We start from the raw sequence: 24680 nt of genomic DNA, 5'->3' as shown, positions 1-24680 counted from the left end.
AAATACCACGATTAAACTTAAGGGTGTGCAATGAAAATAGCTGGTTCCCGCACGACAAGGTATCTGCTTCTGGCAATCCTGATTACCGCAGCAATTCTACGGTTTAATCACATTAGCCAACCCTTCACGGATATGTTCAGTTGGCGACAGGCTAGTACGGCTATGATGGCGGAAAACTTCTACCGCCGTAATTGGAATATCTTCTACCCAGAGGTGAATTGGACAGGTCCTGGTCCAAACTACCAAGGACGTGAATTTCAAACTGTAACCTACCTGGCTGCGCTGTTTTATACAATTGTCGGTCAACAGGATTGGGTTGGGCGTAGTATCGCTGTACTGTTTGGCTTGTGGGGTATTTTTGCTCTCTACAAATTGATCCGTCGCGTGTGGAATGAAGAATATGCTCTCGTCGGTGCTGCAGTTATGGCGCTGTTACCGGGAAGCGTTTTCGTTGAACGCTCATTCCTTCCTGATCCCGCAATGGTTGCTCTAGTCACAACCAGTGTCTGGATGTTAGTAGCTTACTGCCAAACCGAACGCCTGCGCTATCTAATACTTGCAAGTTTATTCGGTATTTTGGGCTTCTTAACGAAAATTCCAGGCTTAATTATCGGCATTCCCATGCTGTATGCAATGCTAACGATTCTCAATCGCAAGCGGATGTTGCACCCGAAGAAGCTAGTCACGATTGGTGTTGCTGCGGTGATCACACTCTTACCCGTTATCACTTATTACCTTTGGGCAAGACATCTTTCCCTCTCCTATCCACCCTATCATTTTGCAGGTTCTGGAAATTGGCTGTGGGACTATGGGTTAGAGAATTGGTTAAACGAAAAATTATTTTTGCTCCAACTGGGGCGACATCTCAATGGTTGGATGTGGACTGAACCGATAATCGCTCTTGTGTTTTTTGGTTTATTCCTTCATCCCCTCCATGAAAAGGCGGACTCTGATCAACACTCAGTAGGTGACTTACAAAAAGCTCCATGGTTATTTCATTGGTGGATGTTAGCTTTTGCTATTTATTATTTTATTGGAGCCAAGGAGTTGGTTGGCAATCCCTGGAACCTTCACCTGATAAACCCCGCAGCCGCAGCACTAGCCGGGAATGCAATTATGGCGATCGCAGCCTTCACCAACCGAATAGCGCGTTCTCGACGTCGTGCAGTACCTTCCGCGTCGGCTGCTTCACTAGCAACTGTAGCCGTCATACTACTGATCATTGGTGGATTTGCTCATTGGAATTTGAGGTGGATGTATCTTCCCTACGCTCAAGAAAGTTATACACTTGGACTTGCTCTGCGAGAGATTTCCCAACCGGAGGAACTTGTAATTACTTTGGCAAATAATTTAGGTGATCCGGTGGCGATTTACTATAGCCGAAGGCGGGGATGGGTATTTCCACCGGCTGAACCCGATAAATCTTGGGGTGAACTCCCTGAAGATGACCAAGAAGCCATCCGACTATTCAATGAACTGCGAAATCAGGGTGCTGACTGGCTGGGTATTGTTAATCGGCATAAAAAGCGTATCTGGAATCATTACCCAATGCTGGCTGAGCATATCGAGCGTAGTTGTAATCTCACCCAAGAAAGCGGTGACTGGGTCATTTATCAGATTATTCCCTCAGACGTTTTTATCGGCGATATCTAATCTTTTTGCTGCTGTTCTTGATGAGAGTCGCTTCAGTTTCCACAACAAGTATTAGAAATTGGGACACATCCTGGCAGCAAACGGCTGGATAGAGCAGCAAACCATTGATCGTAGTTTTATCCTCCAGGGCTATCATAGTCTAAACTCCAGTAACCAAGATTAAGCATAAAGCTGCGCCATGAAAATAAACGGTTCTCACACCACAACTTATCTTCTCATAGCAATCCTCTTGGTTGCAGCAGTCCTGCGGTTCAATCACATCAACCAATCACTAATCGACATTTTTAGTTGGGAACTATAAAAGCTCTAGTACACTCTTACTTGTTTGTAATTACCCCGATAATGAACACCCAGCCCAAACCCGCGATCGCATTACTGCATTGGGGCGATCTAATTGAAGACTTTCTCGACAGTATTGGCATCTCCTTTGAGGGATTCTGTCAGGAAATGACAGGGGGCTGGATGTTCGGCTACATCGACGCCTTGCAACTTGCTGGCGTGCGGACGGTATTATTCTGCATTTCAGCCCAGGTGAGTACACCGACACGCTATACCCACTTACCAACAGGTGCGACGATCTGTGTACTGCCTGCCCCTAAACGCTATCGCGCTATCCACCGCCGCATGGTTCGAGGTGCGAGTTACCTGTTATCAGCCGTACTACGAGACATTGCCCCCTACCTCGCTACGCCCTTGAGGATACTCGCCCACGAACTACGCCAGGAAGGCTGTCAGGCGATTTTATGTCAAGAATACGAATATGCTCGCTTTGATATGTGTGTACTGTTAGGGCAATTAATCGGCTTACCCGTATTTGCCACGTTTCAGGGGGGAGATTTCCAGATGAGTCGCCTGGAACGTCCCCTGCGTCCATTCTCCATGCAAGCTTGCGCTGGTTTAATTGTCGCCACCCAGACGGAAGTCCAGCGAGTGCAGTCTCGGTATGGTGTACCTTCGAGCAAAATAGCCCCGATTTTCAACCCCTTAGATTTGAGTATATGGGATGAGGGCGATCGCGTGACCACCAGAGCAACCCTAGGAATCCCACCAGAGGCTGAGGTGGTGGTTTGGCATGGGCGAATTGACCTGCGTCGTAAGGGACTCGATATCCTAACCACGGCTTGGGAACAGGTTTGTCACCACCGCCCAGAACGAGACTTGCGGCTACTGCTGGTGGGCACTGGTAGCGATGCGGATCAACTGCGTCAACGGATTTCACAAATGGAGTTACCCGGTGTAATCTGGATCAACGAATACATCCTGGATCGCACCGCTATCCGCAATTATCTTTCTGCCGCTGACATTTATACCCTTGCGTCTCGCCATGAAGGTTTCCCCGTTGCCCCTCTAGAAGCCATGGCTTGTGGTTTACCCGTCGTGGCTACTGATGCGCCCGGTGTACCTGATATTCTGGAGAAGGGTGAGTTATCAGGGGGACTGATTGTCCCTCGCGAAGACGCAACCGCCCTAGCACTGGCTCTCGGTCGAGTTCTCGATGATCCAGCTTGGCGGTGTGAGTTAGGGAAACGTGCCCGACATCGAGTCGAAACTAGCTTTTCTCTAGAGGCAGTAGGCAAGCAATTGCGCGATTTCCTTTTTAGTGATAGCTCAAACCTATCCTAAATGTGATGCTTCCCAGAGAAGGGCGGGTTTAGTTCAGTTATCCGTGTGTAGCCATGAGTTATCTGTAAAACCCGCCCCTACACCCCTGCTTCCCTATCCCTTGTGACTAAAGAGTCGGAAATACAGACTGACAAAAAACTCTTTAATCGGAAATGCCAAAAAGGTTAGCGGATTAATCGTGACGATAATATTCCGGACATCTCGCACCGCTAAGTTAACAATTTGTTGTGCCACCCAATCAGCAGACATGACGCCAATGGGATTGAGATTACTCTTAAACGGTCCCAAAATCAGCTTCCGTACCACACAAGGCGCATCTAAGCGGCGTAATGTGACTAAATCCCCTAATGCCCGTTTGCTTAATTCATACAGAGGACTGACGGCTGGACTGACTTCGGCTTCTGAGGTATTGACCCACACTTCCTTGCGGGCAATATCTTGATTGGTGCGAACGGTCTGCAAAAATAATTCTAGTAACCGCCAACTGGAGAATGTATTCACCTCATAAGATTTCGCGATCGCGTCAGCGGTTCTCTCCCCATGGACGTTAATCCCATGATTGAGGATCAGAATATCAATCGATTCTAACTCAGCCGTTAAGTCAGATTCGTTTCCCACCTGCCAAGTTATCGTTTTCACCGATAGCGGTTCGCCCTCTGCCGTTAAAATGATCGGGTCTGACTTTGAGGTTAATGCGATAACTTTAGCCCCCCGTTGGTGCAAATGATACAACAGCGATCGCCCCAATGTGCCAGACGCCCCGGTAACGGCTACAGTTTTACCTTTCAGGGATAGCGCGGTACCCATAAGTTTATCGACGAAGGTCAATGTGCCACAATAATACGCCTTTTGGTTATCAAAGTGATGTCGCCAATGATAGGGGCGATTTACCGTCCAGTTTGAGGGAGGAGTAAAGAATTGTCCCGGACGATGAGTTAAGTCGGTTAATTCATCCGCACCGGAGAGTCCACTCCCCCGCGCGATCGCACCTCCTAAAAAGCTTAAGGTATAGACAACGCCCGCCAAAGCCACCCAATGGGGTTGTGTCCAGATATAAGCTACCCCCCACAGTCCTAGGCTAAACAGCAACATGACCAGGGATTCCGGTAAATCATTGTACCAATGAGCTTGGCGATAAATTTGCTCACTAACCGACGTTAAATCCGGTTTGAATACCCGATGGTGCCAGACATGCAACCGATATAAGGGCGTCCAATGATGGGACAGGATGTGATAAAAATCGCGGATTAGTTCCACCCACAGGACAGAACCCAGTCCCCATGCTGCTGTACTCACAAAAGACATCACCATACAAATGCTATATCCTCACCCATTCAGAAAGAGCAAACGTTAAAATCCTAGAGCATACTCCTCAAAGTATAAAAAAATTAACGAAATAAGATACAATTAGATACAATTTGTGTGGGTGGAGAAATCAAGGAGCTTATGCCAGAGAACTCCTGGACAGAGAATAATCATAGCAGTGAGCTTGATCCCCTTAGCTCTCTGCTGTCTGAGTGGTCTGAAGATGATTTTGAAAGTGACTTTTTCTTTCAGGGACTCGAAGGGCGACGACGCAAAGCGGCGTTGGCGCTAACCCTGATTTGGGGTGGGACAATTACTCTGCATCTTCTATCCTGGGGTTCTTGGTTAGTCTTTGGTTTAACCGCACTGTTGGGTATTCAGGCGATACGGGTATTAGTGGCGCGACCCCTCAGAGTGCCGAAACCGCTACAGGGAGACAATCCGGCTGATTTTCCCTATGTGTCCTTACTGGTAGCGGCTAAAAATGAAGAGGCGGTGATTCAGAACCTGGTGAGAATGCTGTGCAATTTAGATTACCCCAAAGAACGCTGCGAACTCTGGGTAATTAATGATCACAGTACCGATAAAACCCCCATCCTCTTAGAGCAACTCGCGGCAGAATACGATCAGTTAAATGTATTTCATCGCGATGGGAACGCGACAGGGGGTAAATCCGGAGCGTTGAATCAGGTATTACCCCTGACAAAAGGGGAAATTATTGGCGTATTTGATGCCGATGCTCATCTGACCACAGATCTGCTGCGGCGAGTGCTGCCAATCTTTAATCAGTCAAAAGTTGGGGCGGTACAGGTACGAAAAGCAATCGCGAATGCATCCCTGAATTTCTGGACAAAAGGACAGATGGCAGAAATGGCGCTGGATAGCTATTTCCAACAGCAACGAACTGCCATTGATGGGATTGGTGAACTGCGGGGAAATGGTCAGTTTGTGCGCCGTTTGGCATTAGAACGCTGTGGCGGCTGGAATGAGCAAACCATTACCGATGACCTGGATTTAACCATACGCCTGCACCTGGATAGATGGGATATTCGTTTCCTAGAATTCCCGGCGGTGGATGAGGAAGGGGTGACTAGCGCCCTATCCCTCTGGCATCAGCGTAGTCGTTGGGCAGAAGGGGGATATCAGCGTTATTTAGATTACTGGCGTCTGATTGCGAGTAATCGTTTGGGTTTTGGCAAAACCATCGATTTATTCTCATTTTTAATTATTCAGTACCTATTGCCAACGGCAGCTATACCTGATTGTTTAATGGCGCTGCTTCGCTCTCGTTTACCCCTTTATAGTCCGATTACAGGATTAGCGCTGACTCTATCTTTCATCGGCATGTTTACGGGATTGCGTCGGATTCAACGGGATGAACCTTTGACAGTCGGCACTGTATTTCTCCATGCCTTGCAAACAGTACGCGGTGTTCTATACATGCTGCATTGGATGGTGGTGATGTCAGCAACAACGGCTCGCATGTCCGTGCGGCCCAAGCGATTAAAATGGGTGAAAACCGTGCATCAAGGCACGGAGAAGGAAAGCTTTGAGTTTTGACCCTTCGCTTCGTTCAGCGAACCTGGCGCTTGTGTAGGGGCTCACTTTCACTACTATCTTTTCGGGTGCACCCATAAGTGACTAAACCCGCCCCTACTAAGTGATATCAAATCCGGCTAAACAATCATCATTCCCTATACTCTGTTCCCTTGACAAATAACTAAAACGCAATATCACCGTCATTATCGTATTCCAATGTATCAGGTCTCTGGAATAATAGAGTAGAATTATCCGGCGTTTTTCCTGGCGTTGGTTTCTCTTGAATTGCCGTTGATGCCGTATCATTAAAGGACTGAGATTGAAGGGAATGCATTTGCTTCGTGTCCTCTGTAGATGAACTCGCCTCCAACTCCGGCATATTCAATTCGTCATCTAGAGTAATAACATTCCCACTGAAAAATTTTGTTATAGTCGTTACGGCATCCTGTATTTTTTCCTCATCCCACTCTCCGGCGTCTATAGGTGCTGATATCGAAGATTGAGGTAGGGAAATTGGCATATTTTCCTCAGCCCTATCAGACAAAGTTTGATTCGGTTGGGGTAGGTGACTTTCGGGTTGAGGAATAACCATTCCTCTATCTTCTTCTTCTATCTCTCTCTTATCTTCCTTAGGCGTCTCGTCTTCTACATTTGACGACAATTTAGACTCTGAAGGGGTAACAACTTCCCGATTCGTCGCCGTTGGTTTAGCCGATTTCCCCCCTATAACTGTGAAGTTTACTTTGATAGGTTTCTGATACACAGCTTCAAATGCTGCTTGAATATTCTGCAGATTATCTTTGGCATACTTTAACAAGGGTTTAGTTGTGATCCCTATCTGTGCCACTGTTCCATCAAAACTCACTAAATCACCATGCTGACGCAAGAATTCTTTGGCACTATAGGGTCGCAAATTTTCAATAATCTGTTGCCAAATTTGTTCTGTATCAGCCGATTGTTCTGGAACAGGAATAGAGGGAACTGTCCCGTTATTGGAAGATGGAGGAGGTGACTCCGATGCTTTTACCTGGGGTGGCGGTTGAGTTTCAGGAATTTGGGAAATAGGTTTCGCGGCTGGTGTTTGATTCGCCGCAGCAGGGGGTGGGGAGGTAGGTTGAGTCCGGTGTTGAGGTTCTGGCGGCTGTGTTTTCGGTTGGCTAACCTGTGACGGTGGCTGGTGCGATCGCGTCTGAGTTGCCCCGGGTTCAACCCGTAGAGCGTCGGGTAATAAACCTAACAGGGTGACTTCTAGCCATAGGCGCGGTTGCGTTGTATTTTTTACTTGTGCTTCACTGGCTTTTAAGTGTTGCTGTCCGCGTAAAATATCCGCAGTATCCAAAGTTTGAGCAAATTCGCATAACTGTTTCCAGGTAGGCGGTGTGACAGCCACTAAATTTTGACGATTGGGTGCAGTTTTCGCAATAAGTAAATCCCGATAAAATCCGGCTAAATTTTGCAGCACAACTAAAGGTTCTCGTCCCCTATCCATTAAATTGCGGCAACAATCGAGAACGACTTGAGCATCATTACTCGCGATCGCTTGACTCAGTGCTAGCAAGTCTCGTTCGGGTACTGCCCCGACTAAATCCCAGATACACTCAACGGTTATTTCTCCGGCTAACAAGCTGAGTTGATCCAGCAGACTCTCGGCATCTCGCAATCCCCCTTGCGCCACTTGTGCTACCAAGGTAATTGCATCCGTTGTAATATTTATGGTTTCTTTGGTGGCAATAACCTGAAGATGCTTGACCATTGCCGCTAACGGAATGCGGCGAAAATCAAACCGTTGACAGCGAGAAATAATTGTGGGTAAAACTCGTTGGGGATCGGTCGTAGCTAAGACAAAAACAACATGTTTCGGCGGTTCTTCTAAGGTTTTGAGTAATGCATTGAACGCCGCACTGCTAAGCATGTGACACTCATCCACCACATACACCTTATAGCGACATTGAACCGGGGCAAATTGGGCGCGTTCGATGATTTCGCGAATATTATCCACACCCGTATTACTCGCCGCGTCAATTTCGGTGATATCCAGGGCGGTTCCTTGAGCGATTGTGCGGCAAACGTCACAGGTACCGCAAGGCTGAGGCGTTGGCTTATCGGTAGTCAGACAGTTAAGGGACTTAGCTAAAATCCGCGCTGACGAGGTTTTACCCGTACCTCTGGGGCCACAGAACAAATAAGCTGGGGCTACTTTCTCTTGAACAATAGCATTCGTGAGAGTTTGCGCGATCGCTTCTTGACCGACTAAATCGGCAAACGTCTGAGGGCGATATTTGTGATGGAGGGGTTCGTAACTCACGCGGCTTCAGGATGTAAGGGTTCTGGGAGATATGGGGGAGCAGGGGAAGCAGGGGAAGCAGGGGAAGCAGGGGGAGATGGGGAGGATGAACAATTGTACTATCTATCATTGTCACTTGAGATCCTAACTCAAAATCATGTCCGACTAACGAAGCGAAGGATGAGTCGGGGCGGGTTTAGTTCAGGTAGCTATCCCCCTACCTCTTACTTCGTTGAAGAGGTAGCCCCTCGCGATTCAGGTGGCTTTATCCGGAACGTTATCAGTAAAACCCGCCCCTACAGACTCAAAACTCATTGATCACCCGTTGTGCCGATGGGGTAGGAACTCTGCTAAAACCATTTAGGAGTCTACTCATAATGCAAAACAATGCTTGTAACTCGTCAAATCAAAAGTGTTTATACTGATGGAGCCTGTACTGGCAATCCAGGTCCAGGTGGCTGGGGTACGGTTGTGTATTTTACCGATGGTTCTGTGCATGAAATCGGGGGGGCTACGACAAAAACCACCAATAACCGTATGGAACTCTTGGCAGCGATTGAAGCCCTGATACTGCTTCAGAGATCGGGAAACACTCACCCGATTACCCTCTACACGGATAGTGAATACGTCAAGAACGGCATTACCAAATGGATTAAGGGCTGGAAAAACAAAGGCTGGAAAACCTCTCAGGGAAAAGCCGTTTTAAATCAAGATTTATGGGAAAAACTAGATGCGGTCAATTCTCCCCTCGTCACTTGGCAACATGTACGGGGACACAGTGGTAATCAAGGCAATGAGCGTTGTGATCAAATTGCTAATGCTTTTGCCCACGGTAAATCTCCCAGATTAACACAACTGTCGGACTTTGGTAATTCCAGCACCCCCACGCGGAAGACACCCGTAACAGGGGTATCAGATGAAAAGACCACTTTTGAGGTAGTTTACAAAGATGTACCACAGGTCCTTCCTACCTCTGAAAAACCGATGATAGATGTACCGGATTCACCAAACACTTCCAATGACGAGTTACCCCGCGAAGTTAGAGTTGCTCAACTGGGAAACTTAATCGAAACCCTACGCATTGCTGATGAAATCGCTAGTGAGGGCTATCTAATTAGTAGTTCCGAACTAGCCGATTTAATGGATATCAATGCCAGTGCAGTCACCAGTCGGGGAGATCATTGGCCCTGGCGCAACTGGATTGTCTCGCGAGTGCGGCGTGAAGGCAATCAGATTCTATGGCAGTTAGAACGGGTAGACCAAGTTAGATCTGGTGATGAAGAGTAGTTAGGGATTGGGGACGTTTTGACCTTCACTTGGCGCATAGGGCATGGCGCGTGAGTTTTGAGCCTGTAGGGGCTCTTTTGACGATTATCGTTTCTCACCTCACAAGGGATGCGACTCGCGCCCGCCCCGACTCCCTCATCTACTCCATCTTCCCATTCCTAACTCCCATAAATCCGCCCCCGCCACTGTTTTGGTCTTTGCCTAGCGGACAGGAAAATCCGCAGCACGGCTAAGGGGTCAGCCAAAGGAGAAAGCCAGAATAGCCAAGATGCGGGGGATGAGGATGGAGTGAAATCATAAGAACGAGCGATCGCGCCAACTAATGCCCAGCGCATTACCAGTAACCCTAGATTTAACCCTAGGACACTCATGAGGACGGGTGAAGATATGCCCAGGCTCAAACTCACCAAAGCCACTAAAGAGGCAGGTAGAGGCAACGCCTGAGTACTCAGCAGCAGCCATACATCACTCCAGAGTTGACCCGGACTAGAAGCATCCTTTAAATCGAGCGATCGCCCCCACTCCCGCCAGGTAGCCCAAGCGCCCTCATACATACGAACTTTGAGCACATTAGCACCATCCAAAAACCCCACCTTAAATCCCTGTTTGGCGGCATATCGCGCTAGGGTCACATCATCACAAAATGAACCCTTGGCGCTGCTATAACCATCGAGTTGAGTTAAAACCTGTCGGCGACATAAAAAACACTGCCCATTTGCCATCACCCGTTCGGCGGGATTGCTAGTGATACCTGTCGGACCAAATCGATAGACCAACGTCATCAGCAGCGCCGGTTGTAGCCACCATTCCCCCGGATACTGGAGAATAAATCGCGGTGATAGAGACACCAGGTCAAACCCTAAGGTTTCAGCGATATGAATTAACCCCGCCACTAATCCAGGTTGGGGTTGGGTATCCGCATCTATACCCAAAATCCACTGACTATCGGGACAACTGTGCAAATAGCCCTGATGTAATGCCCAAGGGCGTCCTACCCAGTCCGGTGGCAATGGGTCATCGGTCATCAGCCGAAATCGTGGATCTTTGATTTGGGCATCTTTGACTAACTCCGGTGTGCCATCGGTGGAGTGAGAATCCACCACAATAATTTCGCGTACTTCGTAACTCTGCTGACTTAAGCCTATTAGACAAGGATTGAGCCGTTCTCGTTCATTGAGTGTAGGCACCACCACACTAACCGCCCCCAACTGATCGGGGGTAGGGAGCTTGGCTTCTACGGGAGGACGACGCCCTGGACCTTTGAGCAGGCGTGAGAGCAGGATTAAAGTAGCGGGGATCTGGATCAGTAATAGGATGAGGGCAAATATCATTTAAGCACAGGGGCAGAGGTGTGGAGGGGTAGGGGGAGCCTGATTACTTAGGTGAAACTCCCATAGATGCTACAGGCACTTTCTCCTCTGGAGTGCGATCGCGTAGTGCTTGTTCAACGGTATTCGGTGTCGGTGCAGTCGTTGCCATCCGCCACAATACCACGGCGGGAACAACACCCAACAGAATGCCTAAGCCGATAGGTACCCATATTTGGGCACCGATACTCATCACAGCCGCAAAGACAAAGTTGCTCAGATAAACGGCTAAGGGTAATCCCAATTGGCTTCTAGACAATGCCATTGGCGTTTTCTGCCAAAATAGAGTCGCGACCGTCATAAATACAGCACCTGTTCCCAACCAGCCAGCAAAATTCTGATACGGCATCCCAAAAAAGGCACCCGGTTGCTCCCATAACCAGAAGGGGACAGCGGCTTGGCTCATCGCGGGGTCAAGAACGAAGTCCCAAGAGGTGAGTAAGACAGCACCAATCGCGATCGCACCGAAGTGACGTAACCAACTGACTGACCTGTTTGTCGCTACTCTAGCCTCTAACCCCACACGAGCCAATAGATAAGACACCAATCCTAAATAAAACCAGGATAAGGGAATCGTAAACGGGACAAGATCGGCGATTTTATAGCCTAAGCCATTTAAGTAACCATAGTGTCCAAAAGGGAAACCTGTACTCGTTCCTAGGAGTTCACTTGCCAAGGAAATGACAATAGCCGGTACCATGAACGTTAACCATTGCCACAGTCCCAGAGTTCGGTAGGCATAAATCGCGACAGCTAGTGCCCCCAAAATAATATAGACGACTCCACCCCCAGCCATTGACCATTGAAATACGGTTTTTCCCTGTGGTGGTAAGCTGAGAATCCATTCCGGGTGAGGCAAAACCAGCAGTAGACCTGCCAGTCCAAATGCCATAGCCCCAATATGACCTATCAACAAAAAGCGCTCAATTTTGATCAGTTGCTTCATGAGAAACTCCTAAAATGGTGAAAACCCCCGACTTGTCTTAGCGGCAAGACACAGCATTCCGATTCAGATGCAGCAAGGCAATAGTGGTTTGCGGGTATACAAGCAGCAATGATTAATAGTTTACAAATGTTTACGAAAAAAGTCCCTAGTACCCCTGTGTGAATGATGAGGGTGAGGGGGGAAATTTTCCCCGTTCCCTTGTGCCCGTTCCCTTGTCCCCGTTCCCTTGTCCCCATGAACAGGGCGGGAAAATCGTTAATATATTGGCAGGGCAGTAACCTTAATCTTGTCACTGTTTGTTACAGGGCAAAAAAGTTGCTCTTGTCTGCTGTTGGCTTCCTAGCATCTTTACTCAAAATGACTTCACCTGTTCCGGAAAACGCGAAGACTGTCATTCGTCCAATTCAATACGGCGATTTGGAGAGAATTGAGCAGCTTACTACTCAAGCAACGGAGCAAGAGTGTAATAGCTGTTCGTTAACCTTCATTCGCAAACTTCAGCAGGTTCGACGCTGGTATGGGTTGCTGATGCTTTTGAATTGGTTCCCGAATCCTTGCCAGTATGATTTTTGTTTCTATGTGGCTGAACAATTTCAGCAGTTGCGGGGATTAATTAAAGTCTCGCCCTTTAATCGGACTCGCAGTACTTGGCGCGTGGAACAGGTGTTAGTTACTCCTGATCAGTCTTCTCGAGCAAGTAATAAACCCGCCAAACTCGAAACGGGATCCGCACTCTTGCGCCATTGCTTCGAGACCATCTGGGAAGCCCGCACCTGGTTACTAGAAGTCAATATCCATAATAAAGATACCCTGGCACTGTATCGGCACAACGGATTTCAACCCCTAGCGCAATTGACATATTGGGAAATTAATGATAGTACTCTAGCTAAACTAGCCGATCGCGAACCCGATTTACCCAACTTGCTCCCCGTGAGCAATGCTGATGCCCAACTCTTGTATCAGCTAGATACAGCGTCCATGCCTCCGTTAGTGCGTCAAGTTTTTGACCGCCATATCGAGGATTTTAAAACAGGGTTTATGCGATCGCTAGTCTCGACACTCCAGCAGTGGTTCAATCGCACTGAAGTAATCAACGCTTATGTGTTTGAATCCCAGCGGAAAGCGGCTATTGGTTATTTTCAACTCACCCTTTGCCGAGATGGAAGTCGATCCCACGAAGCCCAGCTCACCGTTCACCCTGCCTACACTTGCCTGTATCCAGAGTTATTCTCACAAATGGCACGGATTAGCCAACAATATCCTGCCCAGTCATTACATCTGGCTTCAGCCGACTATCAACCGGAACGAGAAGACTACCTGGAACAGTTAGAGGCTCAGAGAATCGAGCATACTCTGCTCATGTCTCGTTCAGTCTGGCATAAACTCCGGGAAGCGAAGAAATTAGAGGGGTTACAGTTATCAGAAGTGCTTCAGGGACTCCAGCCAGCCCGTACTCCCATCCCCAGCCGTATCTCCTGGTGGGAATCCCTCTCCAAACAACCTAACGCGGCTTCTAAGACCAATGGAACCAATCCCTCGTCAAAACAGAAGTCGAAGGAGAAGGATATTCAACCTCCAGCCGATTCTACAGATGCTGACTAGGGGAGTTTTGAGTTTTGCGTTTTCACCCTTTGGAAAGAGGGTATGGCGCTTGTGTAGGGACTCTTTTCACAATGATGCAGAAAATCTCAGCCTTAGGCTTAGATGTTGGTAGTAAGCGCATTGGTGTCGCCGGATGCGATGGCACCGGTTTAATTGCTACAGGTTTAACCACAATCAAGCGAACATCCTTTGAGCAGGATGTATCACAGTTGGGAGAACTCGTAGAACAACGCGAGGTTCAGGTTCTAGTTATTGGGCTACCCTATTCAATGAACGGAACCCTGGGATTTCAGGCGCGACAGGTGCAAAAGTATGCTCGTCGTTTGAGTGCTGCCCTACAATTACCCGTAGAATATGTGGATGAGCGGTTAACCTCCGTTGAAGCAGAACAGTTACTTCACGCCGAGAAGCTTGCGCCCTCTCGCCATAAAGCTCTGATTGACCGCAAAGCCGCAGCAATCATACTCCAACAGTGGCTGGATACTCGTCGCTCAAGCCGTGAACCATGAACCATGTAGCTTGCTTCTCAAGGAGCGAGTACCATCAAGCCGGAAAAGTGATAAGATGAAAAACTGCTGGATTATACCAACGAACGTTTATCCATGGCTTTAACCCAAGAACGCAAACAAGAAATTATTGAGAGCTATCAAACTCATGAAACCGACACGGGTTCGGCAGATGTGCAAGTTGCTATGCTCAGCGATCGCATTAGTCGTTTGAGTACACATCTACAAGCCAATAAAAAGGATCATGCCTCCCGTCGGGGATTATTAAAGATGATTGGTCAGCGCAAGCGCTTACTCAGTTATATTCGTGCAAGCGATCCTGAACACTACCAAGCCTTGATCAAGCGCTTAGGTATTCGCGGCTAGACACCAATTAAAGCTTATGTCTGATCAACCCTCCCGCAATCCTTTACCCTTTGAGCCGAGCCAGAAGCGCAAAAAAAAGTCGAAACCACAGGCAAAACCTGTAGCCAGTAAAGCGGAGGCGAAACCAAAAGCGAAACCCGATAAACCCAGGGCTTCCAGTTCTGAGTCGATGGCTATCCCTGATCAGGTGAGTAAGCGTATGGTACGCCGCATGGCGTTGCTGTGCGGTATTCCGACAGCGTTGGGGATTCTCTCATTTGTGGTCAGCTATCTTCTGGTGGTCAACCTGGAGATCAAATTACCCAATGTCGCTGTGGTTCTGGTAAGTATGGGCTTTTTTGGCTTAGGGGTGTTGGGCTTGAGCTATGGCGTCCTTTCCGCATCCTGGGAAGAAGACATCCCCGGAACACTACTGGGTTGGCAGGAATTCACAACCAACCTAGGACGACTCACATCAGCATGGCGTGAGGCGAGAGAGGCTAAAAAAAGTTAGCCCAGCTTTCGGTAAGATTGCCAGGGCTCGCGGGAGGACAGGAGTTCCAGGAACAGGGGAAGGAAGATGAGGGAGTTAACTCAAAACTCAAAACTTAAAACTTCCCCAATTGAAAACTTAAACCTTAAAACTTATGATTGTAGTCATGAAAGTCGGCTCTCCAGAAGCCGAAATCGATCGCATTAGTCAGGAACTCAGCGAACAGGGTCTGACTCCGGAACCGATTGTGGGTAAACACAAGGTTGTTATCGGTTTAGTTGGTGAAACGGCGGCTTTAGACCCCCTGCAAATTCAGGAAATTAGCCCTTGGATAGAAGAAGTCCTGCGGGTTGAGAAACCCTTTAAACGGGCAAGCCGTGAGTATCGTAATGGGGAAGCTGGCGAAGTTGTGGTATCAACACCCGATGGACCCGTTACCTTTGGCGAGAATCATCCGGTGGTGCTGGTAGCAGGTCCTTGTTCGGTAGAAAACGAAGAGATGATTGTCGAGACAGCACGTCGGGTAAAAGCGGCGGGCGCTCGATTTTTGCGGGGGGGTGCTTATAAACCTCGGACTTCGCCCTATTCATTCCAAGGACATGGAGAAAGCGCCTTAGAGTTACTCGCCGCCGCGCGGGAGGCTTCGGGTTTGGGGATCATTACCGAAGTCATGGATACAGCGGATGTGGATAAAATTTCCGAAGTCGCCGATGTGGTGCAAGTCGGTGCCCGCAATATGCAGAATTTCTCCCTGTTGAAAAAAGTAGGCGCCCAGGATAAACCGGTGTTGTTGAAGCGGGGAATGTCGGCAACCATTGATGAATGGTTAATGGCGGCGGAGTATGTTTTAGCGGCTGGGAATCCTAATGTGATTCTGTGTGAACGGGGAATACGAGGATTCGACCGGAAATATGCCCGCAATACCCTAGATTTATCAGTGTTACCTGTTTTGCGATCGCTCACCCATTTGCCGATTATGATTGACCCAAGTCACGGTACGGGTTGGTTTGAGTATGTGCCAACGATGGCAAAAGCCGCAATCGCAGCCGGTGCAGATTCGTTAATGATTGAAGTTCATCCCAATCCAGCCAAAGCATTATCCGATGGACCCCAATCCCTGACACCGGATAGCTTTGATAGCTTAGTCACAGAAATGGCGGTGATTGGTAAAGCCGTTGGGCGTTGGCACGAACCCGCGATGGCGATGGTATAAGTGTTTGAAAACATCAGTGATATCTTAGGGGCACGGCAATGCCGTGTCCTTGTTCTTTGAGTGAATACTCCACGCTTCATTCTTACGAATAGAAGCGTGGCGTCTAGCTCCATAAATGACAGAGTAGACCCGGTATTCTCGGTTCCGTCCGGGAACTTCCGCCCGGAACAGACCCACTGCGATTTCTCCGAGTGGCTTTAATGGTTTTAAGCCAATACCTAGCTGCTATGTTGTAGCTAGCACTAAGGTCGGCGTTGTACTGCTTCCCAGTCCGAAACGTAGCCAATGCATAGTTAGACTTGGAACGTTTTACAGCCCCAGAGCCATCAAACGCATTGCTAGATGTGCCACGAGCAAAGACAAATTCGACCTTGCCACCCAGTTCTTCAAATTTCTCGGTGATGAGTTGAGCCAAGCGACTCTTCATCCAACCGTGAAATCTCTGACGCAAGCTAGAGCCTCTCTTTCCGCCCTTAGGTCGCCAGCCCTTGAGGTTCTCCAAAACGATAACCTCGGCTCCATGCTCCACTGCCCAATTCACCAGTTGCCTAGAAACCAACTGGCAGATTTGGCGGTTGATGTTGTGAGCCTTGCGGTAAATCGATTGGCAAAAACGATGGCACAGTTTGCCCGTTTTTCTCATGGTCAAACGAGCCTTGTGGCGAATAGCCTGCAATCGCTTGTCTCTTCGGTCTATGTCGGCTGCACAGTCATTAAAAAATCGGCGTGCAGTCACAGTGCCGTCAGGACTCACGATTGAAGCTACTGCAATTGTATTCAGTCCCAGGTCAACACCACATACTTTCTGGGGTTTTCCCAGCTTGGGTGGTGTGACCTCGAATGGGATAGCAAGAAACACTCCCTTGTGATTCATCACCAATGAAGGTGACAGACTTTTGGAGTTAGGGAGGTTGTGACGCTCTCGGCGTTGGACAACTGCTATTTTTTCCCAAACCCATTCCTTGCCGTTGTAGACCTTAATCTGAACGGCATCTTCCTCGAACAGAATGCACTGCCCTCTGTACAGAACAACGTGCAGATTAGTAACGGCATTGAGTGTTGGAGGTGATGCTGTTGTTTTTGAGCGTCGTCCCTGTTGCCATCGGGAATAACAAGTTACAAAACTAGAGACTTGCCCGATAGCCCCTTGAATAATGGCTCGACGCAGATAGGACGGAAACTTGTAGAAATTCCGTCCGAAGTATTGATAGCGAGGATTGGGATTGTTTTTGGTGGCATGAATGAGTCGTTCCGTTGCCGCACAGGAAGACTCTGCACTCATGATTTGGTCGAAATGAGTGAAGACTACACCAATCAAGGCACGAGCATAAGAACGATACATCTTCTCAGTTCGCTCTAAGTGCTTCACTTGTTCGGGTGTCGGGGCTAATAGCCACCGATCTGTGCGTACAATCAAGTTACCCATACAATGATCATAGCAGTGAACAACGACAAAACACTAAAACTGAAGTCTAGGAATCACATAACTTTTAGGCTTTGCTATCATCTCATCCTGACACTCAAAACTCAACAACCGGAAAATCCGATTCGCGATAAAAATGGGTCATATTATCAAACTTCCGCAATTGAGCCCGCTTAACCCAAAACGAATTAACATCTTTAGCTAACCATTGCTCATTCAAATCCGATAACATACTACTGATGCGATCGCGCTCAAGCTGCGCTGGAATTTCCCCGAAGTATCCTAGGGTAATATGCGCCGTAAAATGGTACTGCTGCTCAACTCCCAAACCAATCAATCCCGGATTTTGATAAAGACAGCGCCGGAACTCAACCACTCGTTTGTAAGACTCCTCATCTTTTGGCACCAAACAAACCCCAATCGCACGCGGCATGACAATCACGCCGAAAAACTGCCAGCATATAGGATAGGGATTCCTATACAACCCCTTATATTGCTCAAAACTCTCCCCAATTCGTTCCTGAAGTTGCTGATCAAACTCCGGATTATCCTGCACCGTATCCCGATAACTATTCTCCCAAATTAAATCCGCTAGGGTTAAATGAAAACTCTCAGGCGGAAGCGATAGCATTAAACTCGATTTAAATTCCTTCTCTAATATCCGTTGTAACTCCTGCAAACTGCTATAAAACCCCTCATTCTCTGACTCATCCTCCCATGGTGGCGTCATCACCGTGTATCCTGGAAAATTAACCGCCTTGGTTGTGCCATCAGCCAGACGCTCAAACTTAGGTGACTCCTGGATATTGGGTAACTGAGAGTGATAACTATCAGATACAGTCATCCTCGCCACCCGATTGATATAGGTTGGATAGGTATCATCCACGTTGAATTTCCTCCGAATGCGCTAAACGTCCTTATGCCAATTTATCTTTATTGGGGAGATAATGACTTTGCCCTGAATCAAGCCGTAAACGAACTACGCCAGTCCGTCCTCGACTCTAACTGGCTCAGTTTTAACTATGATAAAATTCCCCCAGACCAACCCGACGCCCTCATTCAGGGACTCAATCAGGCGATGACTCCCCCATTTGGAATGGGAAAACGATTAGTCTGGTTAGTCGATACCATCGTTTGCCAGAACTGTTCCGACAAAGTACTCGCTGAACTCGGACGCACTCTCCCCGCTATTCCGCCAGAATCTATATTACTGCTCACCACTCATCATCGACCTGATAAACGACTCAAGTCCACCAAGCTGCTACAAGAACACGCCCAAATCCGAGAATTTCCCCTAATCCCCCCCTGGAAAACCGAGGAATTAGTCCAACAGGTTAAATCCTACGCCCAAACCACTGGCGTTAAACTCACTCCCCTAGCGGCTGAACTCCTCGCCGATGCGGTGGGTAACAATACCCGTCAACTTGCCAACGAACTGGACAAGTTACGCCTTTACGCGGGCGATGGGACAACTAGCTTAGATGAACGCGCTGTTGCTGCATTAGTCACCACCACAACTCACAATAGCCTACAACTAGCCGAGAGTATTCTCAAAGGCGATACCACCAAAGCCTTGGGACTCATTGCTGACTTAATCAACAACAACGAACACCCATTACGAATCGTCGCCACCCTCGTGGGACAGTTTCGCACCTGGTTATGGGTCAAGCTAATGATCACTCAAGGGGAAAAGGATATAAAAGTCATTGCTACCGCCGCCGAAGTCGGTAACCCCAAGCGTATTTACTTCCTGAAAAAAGAGGTGCAGCACCTTAGTCTAGATCAGTTAACCGCAACTTTACGAGTCCTGCTAGAGTTAGATGTCAGCCTCAAACGAGGTGCTGATGAACTCTCCACCCTGCAAACCCAGGTGATCAAACTGTGCCAAATTTGCTGTTGATTTGTCATTCGTCATTCGTCAGGGAATAGGGAATAGGGAATAGGTTAGAGTTTTGAGTTAACTTCCCCAGCTCCCCCAGCTCCCCCAGCTCCCCCAGCTCCCCAGCTCAGCTACCCCCTTATCTCTAAATAGCGGAACTTCTATCCCCTAAAATAGTTCAGGAAAAACAAGCCCACTGTGGGTTTTGTTGTGTACTTTTAATTATTTGCAATCGTCATGATTACGTTTTACTGTAATCACCCTCATTTGACTCGTTTCTCTCGTCCACTGATTGTAACGGCACTAACCACCTTGGGTTTACTGTCTGGGTTCATCCCCGAACTTGCCCGAGAGTCCCTAACCTTGGACTTCAACCGTGCTGTCCATGCTCAACAAGCCGTTCCAGAGGATGATATCAACAAATACGCTCGAGCGGTTTTATCGATGGAACCCCTACGTCAAGTTGCCTATAACGAAATTAAAAAAATCGTAAATGGCAACATTCCCGATATCCAGTGTCATCGATCAGAAACCATCAATCAACTGCCGTCTCAGGAGGCGCGAGCAATTGCCAACAATTATTGTAACCAAGCTTCGGCGTTGGTCAACAATTATTTAACCCCCTCTCGATTCAACCAAATTACACGTCTGGCGGAAAAAGATGGTAATTTACGACAACGGATTCAAGATGCATTACAAAGACAGCAAGAATCAAGGTAACGATCAACCACTCTTGTGGTATGATAACCCTCGGTAAGGAACTCTATAGATAAAACATCGAACCCTGAGTTTTATTGAGTTCCAAAGGGTCAACACCTGTCAAAATAAAGCTACTTTGTCGGATTCCATGCCCATACAGGCGCGATCGCAAACCTATAGGATTCCCTGGACGAGTTGTATCGCCGCACTCGCCTTCATCCTCTCTGGATGTGCATCTAACTCCAATCCAGAGGCTAGTCCCTCTATCTCCCCATTGCCAGCCGAAACCATCACTGAAGAGGACATCAAAAATTACGCCAAGGCGCTTCTGGCGATAGAAGGTAGCCGTCAGACTGCCTTCAGCGAAATTCAGCAACAGATGAATCAAGAGCAGATTCCTAGTATTACCTGTACCCAACCCGATTCCCTCAAAGAACTCCCTTCTGATGTTCAAGGAATTGCAGTCAACTACTGCAACACCGCCAAAGAACTTGGCGAAAGCCAGGGATTCAGCATGGCTCAATTTAACGCCATGACTTATACTGCCCAATTAGACCCTGATTTACAACGGCAAATTCAGAATGAACTGATTCGCCTGCAACGGTAACTTTAGCTTGACAAGTTGGGCGATTTATGCTGATGTTGACGCAACGATTGAACTCAGCAACAGAAATCTCCGTTAATTTTACACTTTCCCTCACCGCAGAGGAACGCACCCGGACGCGCTACCGCTTTGAAACCCCAGAGGGTCAAAGTTTGTATCTGCGTTTACCGAGAGGGACTATCCTCAACGATGGGGATTTACTCCAATCACAGACAGGTGAGGTGGTGGTTCAGATTGCGGCGAAACCCGAACCTGTTTTAACCATTACTTCCTCCAATCCTCTGAGTTTACTGCGAGCTGCTTATCATCTGGGTAATCGCCATGTCCCCTTAGAACTCACTCCCCACTATTTACGCTTATCACCTGACCCCGTTTTACAGGCGATGCTCAATCAGTTAGGCGTGGAGGTGAAGCCAGAAATTGTCCCCTTTCAACCCGAAATTGGCGCGTATCACCATCACAGATAAGTGTCGGGAGTATGTCACAAAATACAAGTTATGCATTATTTAGGATATAACAGTTGCTATGACTCGCAAACGTTTGATTATTGAAATGGGTATGGGGGTAGACCAACATGGACAGGAACCCACTGTCGCTGCATCTAGGGCTGTGCGGAACGCGATCGCGCACAACGCTTTACCCGGTGTCTGGGAAGTTGCGGGTTTGAGCGATCCCAATCAAATGATTGTGGAAGTGCAAGTCGCTGTACCTTACCCGGAACAAGTGCGACAGGAGGAGGTTCTCGCCATGTTACCCTTTGGTCGCAAATCACTCACCGTACAATCGGGTGGAATGGTGGTTCAAGGTCGAGCCATTCCTGAACTCAATGATAAAAATGACGAAATGCTAATTGCTGTTGCCGCCGTTACCGTTTTAGTGGAAACTTAATGAAGAAACTATTCATTTTGTGTTGGGTGGGTTAGGCGGAAGTTTAATCTTGTCAAATGAGCATTTAATGAGATATCTGCCGTAACTCACCCATAAAAACCCGAGTTGGGAATTCGCCATTATGATGCATCGGGTTTTACCAATTTTACTCTAGAAGTATTCAGCAATGGAGAATAAACCAATGTCAACAGACGCTATTGAAGCACTTATCAGAACCTATTTTACCAAAGTGGCAGCGATGAATCCCGACGGTTGGCTGGATCACTTTGCCGAAGATGCCATTAGTCATGATCCGGTAGGACAACCTCCCACAAAAGTTCATGAAGGATTTCAGGATTTTTTTGCTCAGCTACAGGGAATGTTTAAACAACTGGAATCGACAATCGATCATATTTTTGTAGCGGGTAATGAAGCTGCTGTTAAGTGGAAAATGCAAGGACTAAGTAAGAGTGGGAAAACGGTAACGTTTGAAGGAATTACTGTGTTTGAAGTCAATAAAGCGGGTAAAATACAAAGCACTCGTGCTTACTGGAATCCCGCTGATATGATAGCCCAACTAAAACAATCGTGAATTTCTCCCCTAAGCCTAACTCTTAGAATATAGTCAGTAACTCGATCTGAATTTTGGGAACTGAGTAAAGATTGTGAAAAGACTTAGATCCTTTTGTTCCCTATTCATTGCTAATTTCAACCGTAAAGTTTGATTTTGTCCAACTCGTTAGTGATAAAGCTTACCATGGTTATCAGTGAAATTAATACAGTTGCTTTTCCCCTGTCGGTGGTATCTATTAATGTGAAACGACTATTTGGTAGATATACATACAATTTACAGCTCAAAGATAAAGATACTCAGTTAGAGAATTCACTTCTAATTTTATATGGAGATAATGGCTCTGGTAAAACGACTATTTTAAACCTTCTGTTTCATCTTCTTTCACCAGGGCAAAATCGTGGTCATCGTACAGTATTAGCACAAATTCCTTTTGCAGAATTTTCAGTTTCACTTGCTGATGGAACCCATATCGTTGCTAGCCGCGAACCTGACCAATTGACTGGCTCATTTCAAGTTCAACTGTTGCGAGGTAAAGATGATGTTACGACAGCAAACTACAAAGTCGATCACAATGGTAAACTTAGAGGCGAAGATGATGCTTTTTTGCAATCATTATCCAACTTGCAAATCAATATTTACTTACTGGGTGATGATCGAGTTTTAAGTAGTGATGCTTTTGAGGAAGATGATAGTGACATTCTTATTCCCTATAATATTAAAATGAAAATGCAAAAAGCTCAAAGATTTCTATTTGAAGATATGGATCAAGGTTTATATAGACCTTTATCTATAATTAAATCTAAGAACATTCATACAGATATTGCTTTGAGAACATCTATACAGCGAGCTGAGGAGTGGATTCGTGAGCAAGCCTTGAAGGGTTCTAATGCAGGATCTGCTAATGTTCATAATCTTTATGAAGAGATACTTACCCGAATTATTAACTCAGGCGAAGCGGCTATAGAGGAAAGAAAAGGATTACCTGGTGATTTGATTGAAGCTCTAAAAGTTCAACAGAAACGTAGTGAGGATTTTTCTGGCTTTGGCTTAATGTCACCCCTAAGCAACCAAAAACTTATCGATACATTAAAAAATGCTGCAGAAAATACACATTCTATTATCTTGGACGTTTTACAACCCTACCTTGACAGTGTAAATGCTAGAATGGATGCTCTGCAATATACACAAGATTTATTAACATTGTTTGTTGACACAATAAATAATATATTTTTTCGAGACAAAAGGATACGATTACATGTGCGAGAGGGAATCAGTATAATGACAGAATCAGGCATGGAAATTCTGCCGGAGATGCTTTCTTCTGGAGAAAAGCAACTCTTACTTTTATTTTGTAATACGCTAACTGCCCGCGAACAAGCAACAATCTTCATAATTGATGAACCCGAAATATCCCTAAATATTAAATGGCAGCGTCAATTTATTCGGACATTGCTGGCTCTCACTGAGGGTAGTCAAGTTCAGTTTATGCTTGCCACTCATTCATTGGAATTACTGGCTCAATACCGCCGGAACGTTATCAAGTTAGAAAACCAAGCTGATTAGTTAAAAATGGAGAGTGAGTATCGACATAAGTTTGAGGAATTAGTCGCTAGATATGAACTTGAGCCTGATTTGCGTGATATATATGTTGAAGGTACGACAGATAAAGATTTGATAGAATGGTTCCTGAAACAGAAAGGACAGCAAGACTTTGCCATATATGTAATCGATACAGTTGATATTCCGGCTGAGAGACTTAATGAACTTGAATTAAATAACAATAATCGAGATCGTGTTATTGCCCTTGCTTTAGATATAAAACATCAGCTTTCAGAGATTCCTTCTCATTTAACTTGTATTGCGGATAAAGATTTTGATTGGTTGTTTCAGAAAAATTATGAGTGTGATATTTTACTGTTTACCGATTACTCCTCCCTGGAAATGTACTTGTTTAATGAGAAGGTACTGGATAAATTCATGACAATTGCTTTAGGATTATCTAACATACCAGTCAATGAAATTTTAGATAACTTATCGAAAGTGCTTGAGGAGTTATTTCTGATCAGGGCGACAAATGAGGCACTTGACCTGAAGATGACTTGGTTAAAAGAAAAAGATCTGGGAAAGTGCTGTAGTTTTAAGGGAACAGCCATCGAATTGGAAACAGAATCATTTATTGCAAAATACCTCAACAAGAATAGCCAGTATAACAGTCAGTCGATATTCGTCACTAAACTCCAAGAATTAAAAACAAATACGATAACAGAGCGAAGGTGTAAGATACGTGGTCATGATTTTATTGATATTTTGTGTTGGTACATAAAGAATAAAGTTGCAAAAAATAGAAAAAATTTTCATGACCCGAAAAATGTTGCTGTAAATTTATTGCTATGTGTTGAGGCTGAAGAATTAGCTCAAGAACATCTATTTCAGCGTTTACTGGAGCGCCTGAGTCCTTGAAATAGGTTGGT

Annotated in this window: 23 protein-coding genes; 17 read left to right on the top strand and 6 right to left on the bottom strand. The window is 46.7% G+C overall.

The features are described 5' to 3' along the window. Positions 1-30 precede the first annotated feature (30 nt). Both RID09_RS16815 and RID09_RS16810 read left to right on the top strand, forming a co-directional pair. Entirely contained in the window at positions 31-1653 is a 1623-nt protein-coding gene (locus RID09_RS16815) for a glycosyltransferase family 39 protein (RefSeq protein ID WP_446337077.1), read from the top strand. Between the two features lie 342 nt (positions 1654-1995). Further along, positions 1996-3276 carry a glycosyltransferase family 4 protein gene (locus tag RID09_RS16810; protein WP_446337076.1) on the top strand — a complete coding sequence of 427 codons (1281 nt, stop codon included), beginning with the start codon at positions 1996-1998 and terminating at the stop codon, positions 3274-3276. Positions 3277-3369: 93 nt separating this feature from the next. Here the strand turns inward: RID09_RS16810 and RID09_RS16805 are convergent, their stop codons facing one another. Then, complete coding sequence (locus tag RID09_RS16805; protein WP_446337075.1) at positions 3370-4587, bottom strand: bifunctional sterol desaturase/short chain dehydrogenase; 1218 nt, start codon at positions 4585-4587, stop codon at positions 3370-3372. 135 nt (positions 4588-4722) lie between these two features. On the opposite strand from RID09_RS16805, the gene RID09_RS16800 reads away from it, so the two are divergent. Beyond that, positions 4723-6141: a glycosyltransferase gene (locus RID09_RS16800; protein ID WP_446337074.1), complete on the top strand. Its 1419-nt coding sequence runs from the start codon at positions 4723-4725 to the stop codon at positions 6139-6141. A 160-nt stretch (positions 6142-6301) separates the two neighbouring features. Here RID09_RS16800 and RID09_RS16795 read toward each other — a convergent pair whose 3' ends face one another. Beyond that, positions 6302-8425: a DNA polymerase III subunit gamma/tau gene (locus RID09_RS16795; RefSeq protein WP_446337073.1), complete on the bottom strand. Its 2124-nt coding sequence runs from the start codon at positions 8423-8425 to the stop codon at positions 6302-6304. 366 nt (positions 8426-8791) lie between these two features. Between RID09_RS16795 and rnhA the strand changes: the two genes are divergently transcribed. Then, complete coding sequence (gene rnhA, locus RID09_RS16790; protein WP_446337072.1) at positions 8792-9691, top strand: ribonuclease HI; 900 nt, start codon at positions 8792-8794, stop codon at positions 9689-9691. Between the two features lie 158 nt (positions 9692-9849). Here the strand turns inward: rnhA and cruG are convergent, their stop codons facing one another. Together cruG and cruF are read right to left on the bottom strand one after the other, a co-directional pair. Beyond that, the gene (gene cruG / locus RID09_RS16785) at positions 9850-11022 is read right to left on the bottom strand and encodes a 2'-O-glycosyltransferase CruG (RefSeq protein WP_446337071.1); all 1173 of its coding nucleotides are present in this window, start codon (positions 11020-11022) and stop codon (positions 9850-9852) included. Between the two features lie 43 nt (positions 11023-11065). After that, positions 11066-12004, bottom strand: a complete 939-nt coding sequence (gene cruF, locus RID09_RS16780) for a gamma-carotene 1'-hydroxylase CruF (RefSeq protein ID WP_446337070.1) — start codon at positions 12002-12004, stop codon at positions 11066-11068. 357 nt (positions 12005-12361) lie between these two features. On the opposite strand from cruF, the gene RID09_RS16775 reads away from it, so the two are divergent. From RID09_RS16775 to aroF, 5 genes are all read left to right on the top strand, one after another. After that, on the top strand, positions 12362-13606 hold the full coding sequence (locus RID09_RS16775) for a GNAT family N-acetyltransferase (protein WP_446337069.1): 1245 nt from the start codon (positions 12362-12364) through the stop codon (positions 13604-13606). A 74-nt stretch (positions 13607-13680) separates the two neighbouring features. After that, complete coding sequence (gene ruvX / locus RID09_RS16770; RefSeq protein WP_446337109.1) at positions 13681-14115, top strand: Holliday junction resolvase RuvX; 435 nt, start codon at positions 13681-13683, stop codon at positions 14113-14115. Between the two features lie 93 nt (positions 14116-14208). Next, on the top strand, positions 14209-14478 hold the full coding sequence (gene rpsO / locus RID09_RS16765; protein WP_446337068.1) for a 30S ribosomal protein S15: 270 nt from the start codon (positions 14209-14211) through the stop codon (positions 14476-14478). Between the two features lie 16 nt (positions 14479-14494). Beyond that, positions 14495-14971 (top strand): photosystem II biosynthesis protein, encoded by a 477-nt coding sequence (locus RID09_RS16760; RefSeq protein WP_446337067.1) that lies wholly within the window; start codon positions 14495-14497, stop codon positions 14969-14971. Between the two features lie 133 nt (positions 14972-15104). Continuing rightward, entirely contained in the window at positions 15105-16163 is a 1059-nt protein-coding gene (gene aroF / locus RID09_RS16755) for a 3-deoxy-7-phosphoheptulonate synthase (protein ID WP_446337066.1), read from the top strand. 103 nt (positions 16164-16266) lie between these two features. Here aroF and RID09_RS16750 read toward each other — a convergent pair whose 3' ends face one another. Both RID09_RS16750 and RID09_RS16745 read right to left on the bottom strand, forming a co-directional pair. Beyond that, positions 16267-17589 (bottom strand): IS200/IS605 family accessory protein TnpB-related protein, encoded by a 1323-nt coding sequence (locus RID09_RS16750; protein ID WP_446337065.1) that lies wholly within the window; start codon positions 17587-17589, stop codon positions 16267-16269. 94 nt (positions 17590-17683) lie between these two features. Beyond that, complete coding sequence (locus RID09_RS16745; protein ID WP_446337064.1) at positions 17684-18472, bottom strand: DUF1868 domain-containing protein; 789 nt, start codon at positions 18470-18472, stop codon at positions 17684-17686. Positions 18473-18505: 33 nt separating this feature from the next. Here RID09_RS16745 and holA point away from each other — a divergent pair, with 33 nt between their 5' ends. The 8 genes from holA (at position 18506) to RID09_RS16705 (ending at position 24669) form a co-directional block, all read left to right on the top strand. Continuing rightward, positions 18506-19486, top strand: a complete 981-nt coding sequence (holA, locus tag RID09_RS16740) for a DNA polymerase III subunit delta (RefSeq protein ID WP_446337063.1) — start codon at positions 18506-18508, stop codon at positions 19484-19486. A 216-nt stretch (positions 19487-19702) separates the two neighbouring features. Next, entirely contained in the window at positions 19703-20185 is a 483-nt protein-coding gene (locus RID09_RS16735) for a DUF4168 domain-containing protein (protein WP_446337062.1), read from the top strand. A gap of 115 nt (positions 20186-20300) precedes the next feature. Continuing rightward, on the top strand, positions 20301-20771 hold the full coding sequence (locus tag RID09_RS16730; RefSeq protein WP_446337061.1) for a DUF4168 domain-containing protein: 471 nt from the start codon (positions 20301-20303) through the stop codon (positions 20769-20771). 26 nt (positions 20772-20797) lie between these two features. Then, on the top strand, positions 20798-21235 hold the full coding sequence (ureE, locus tag RID09_RS16725; protein WP_446337060.1) for an urease accessory protein UreE: 438 nt from the start codon (positions 20798-20800) through the stop codon (positions 21233-21235). Between the two features lie 58 nt (positions 21236-21293). Then, positions 21294-21656 (top strand): Lin0512 family protein, encoded by a 363-nt coding sequence (locus RID09_RS16720; RefSeq protein ID WP_446337059.1) that lies wholly within the window; start codon positions 21294-21296, stop codon positions 21654-21656. 181 nt (positions 21657-21837) lie between these two features. Beyond that, complete coding sequence (locus RID09_RS16715; RefSeq protein WP_446337058.1) at positions 21838-22227, top strand: nuclear transport factor 2 family protein; 390 nt, start codon at positions 21838-21840, stop codon at positions 22225-22227. Between the two features lie 165 nt (positions 22228-22392). After that, positions 22393-23772: an AAA family ATPase gene (locus tag RID09_RS16710; protein WP_446337057.1), complete on the top strand. Its 1380-nt coding sequence runs from the start codon at positions 22393-22395 to the stop codon at positions 23770-23772. A gap of 6 nt (positions 23773-23778) precedes the next feature. Continuing rightward, a complete protein-coding gene (locus RID09_RS16705; protein ID WP_446337056.1) occupies positions 23779-24669 on the top strand; it encodes a hypothetical protein in 891 nt (296 codons plus the stop codon). Positions 24670-24680: the final 11 nt, after the last annotated feature.

This window comes from Coleofasciculus sp. G1-WW12-02 (assembly GCF_040219735.1).
Classification (GTDB): domain Bacteria; phylum Cyanobacteriota; class Cyanobacteriia; order Cyanobacteriales; family Coleofasciculaceae; genus Coleofasciculus.
The sequence above is the reverse complement of the archived record's forward strand: the minus strand, read 5'-3'. Positions and strand labels throughout refer to the sequence as shown.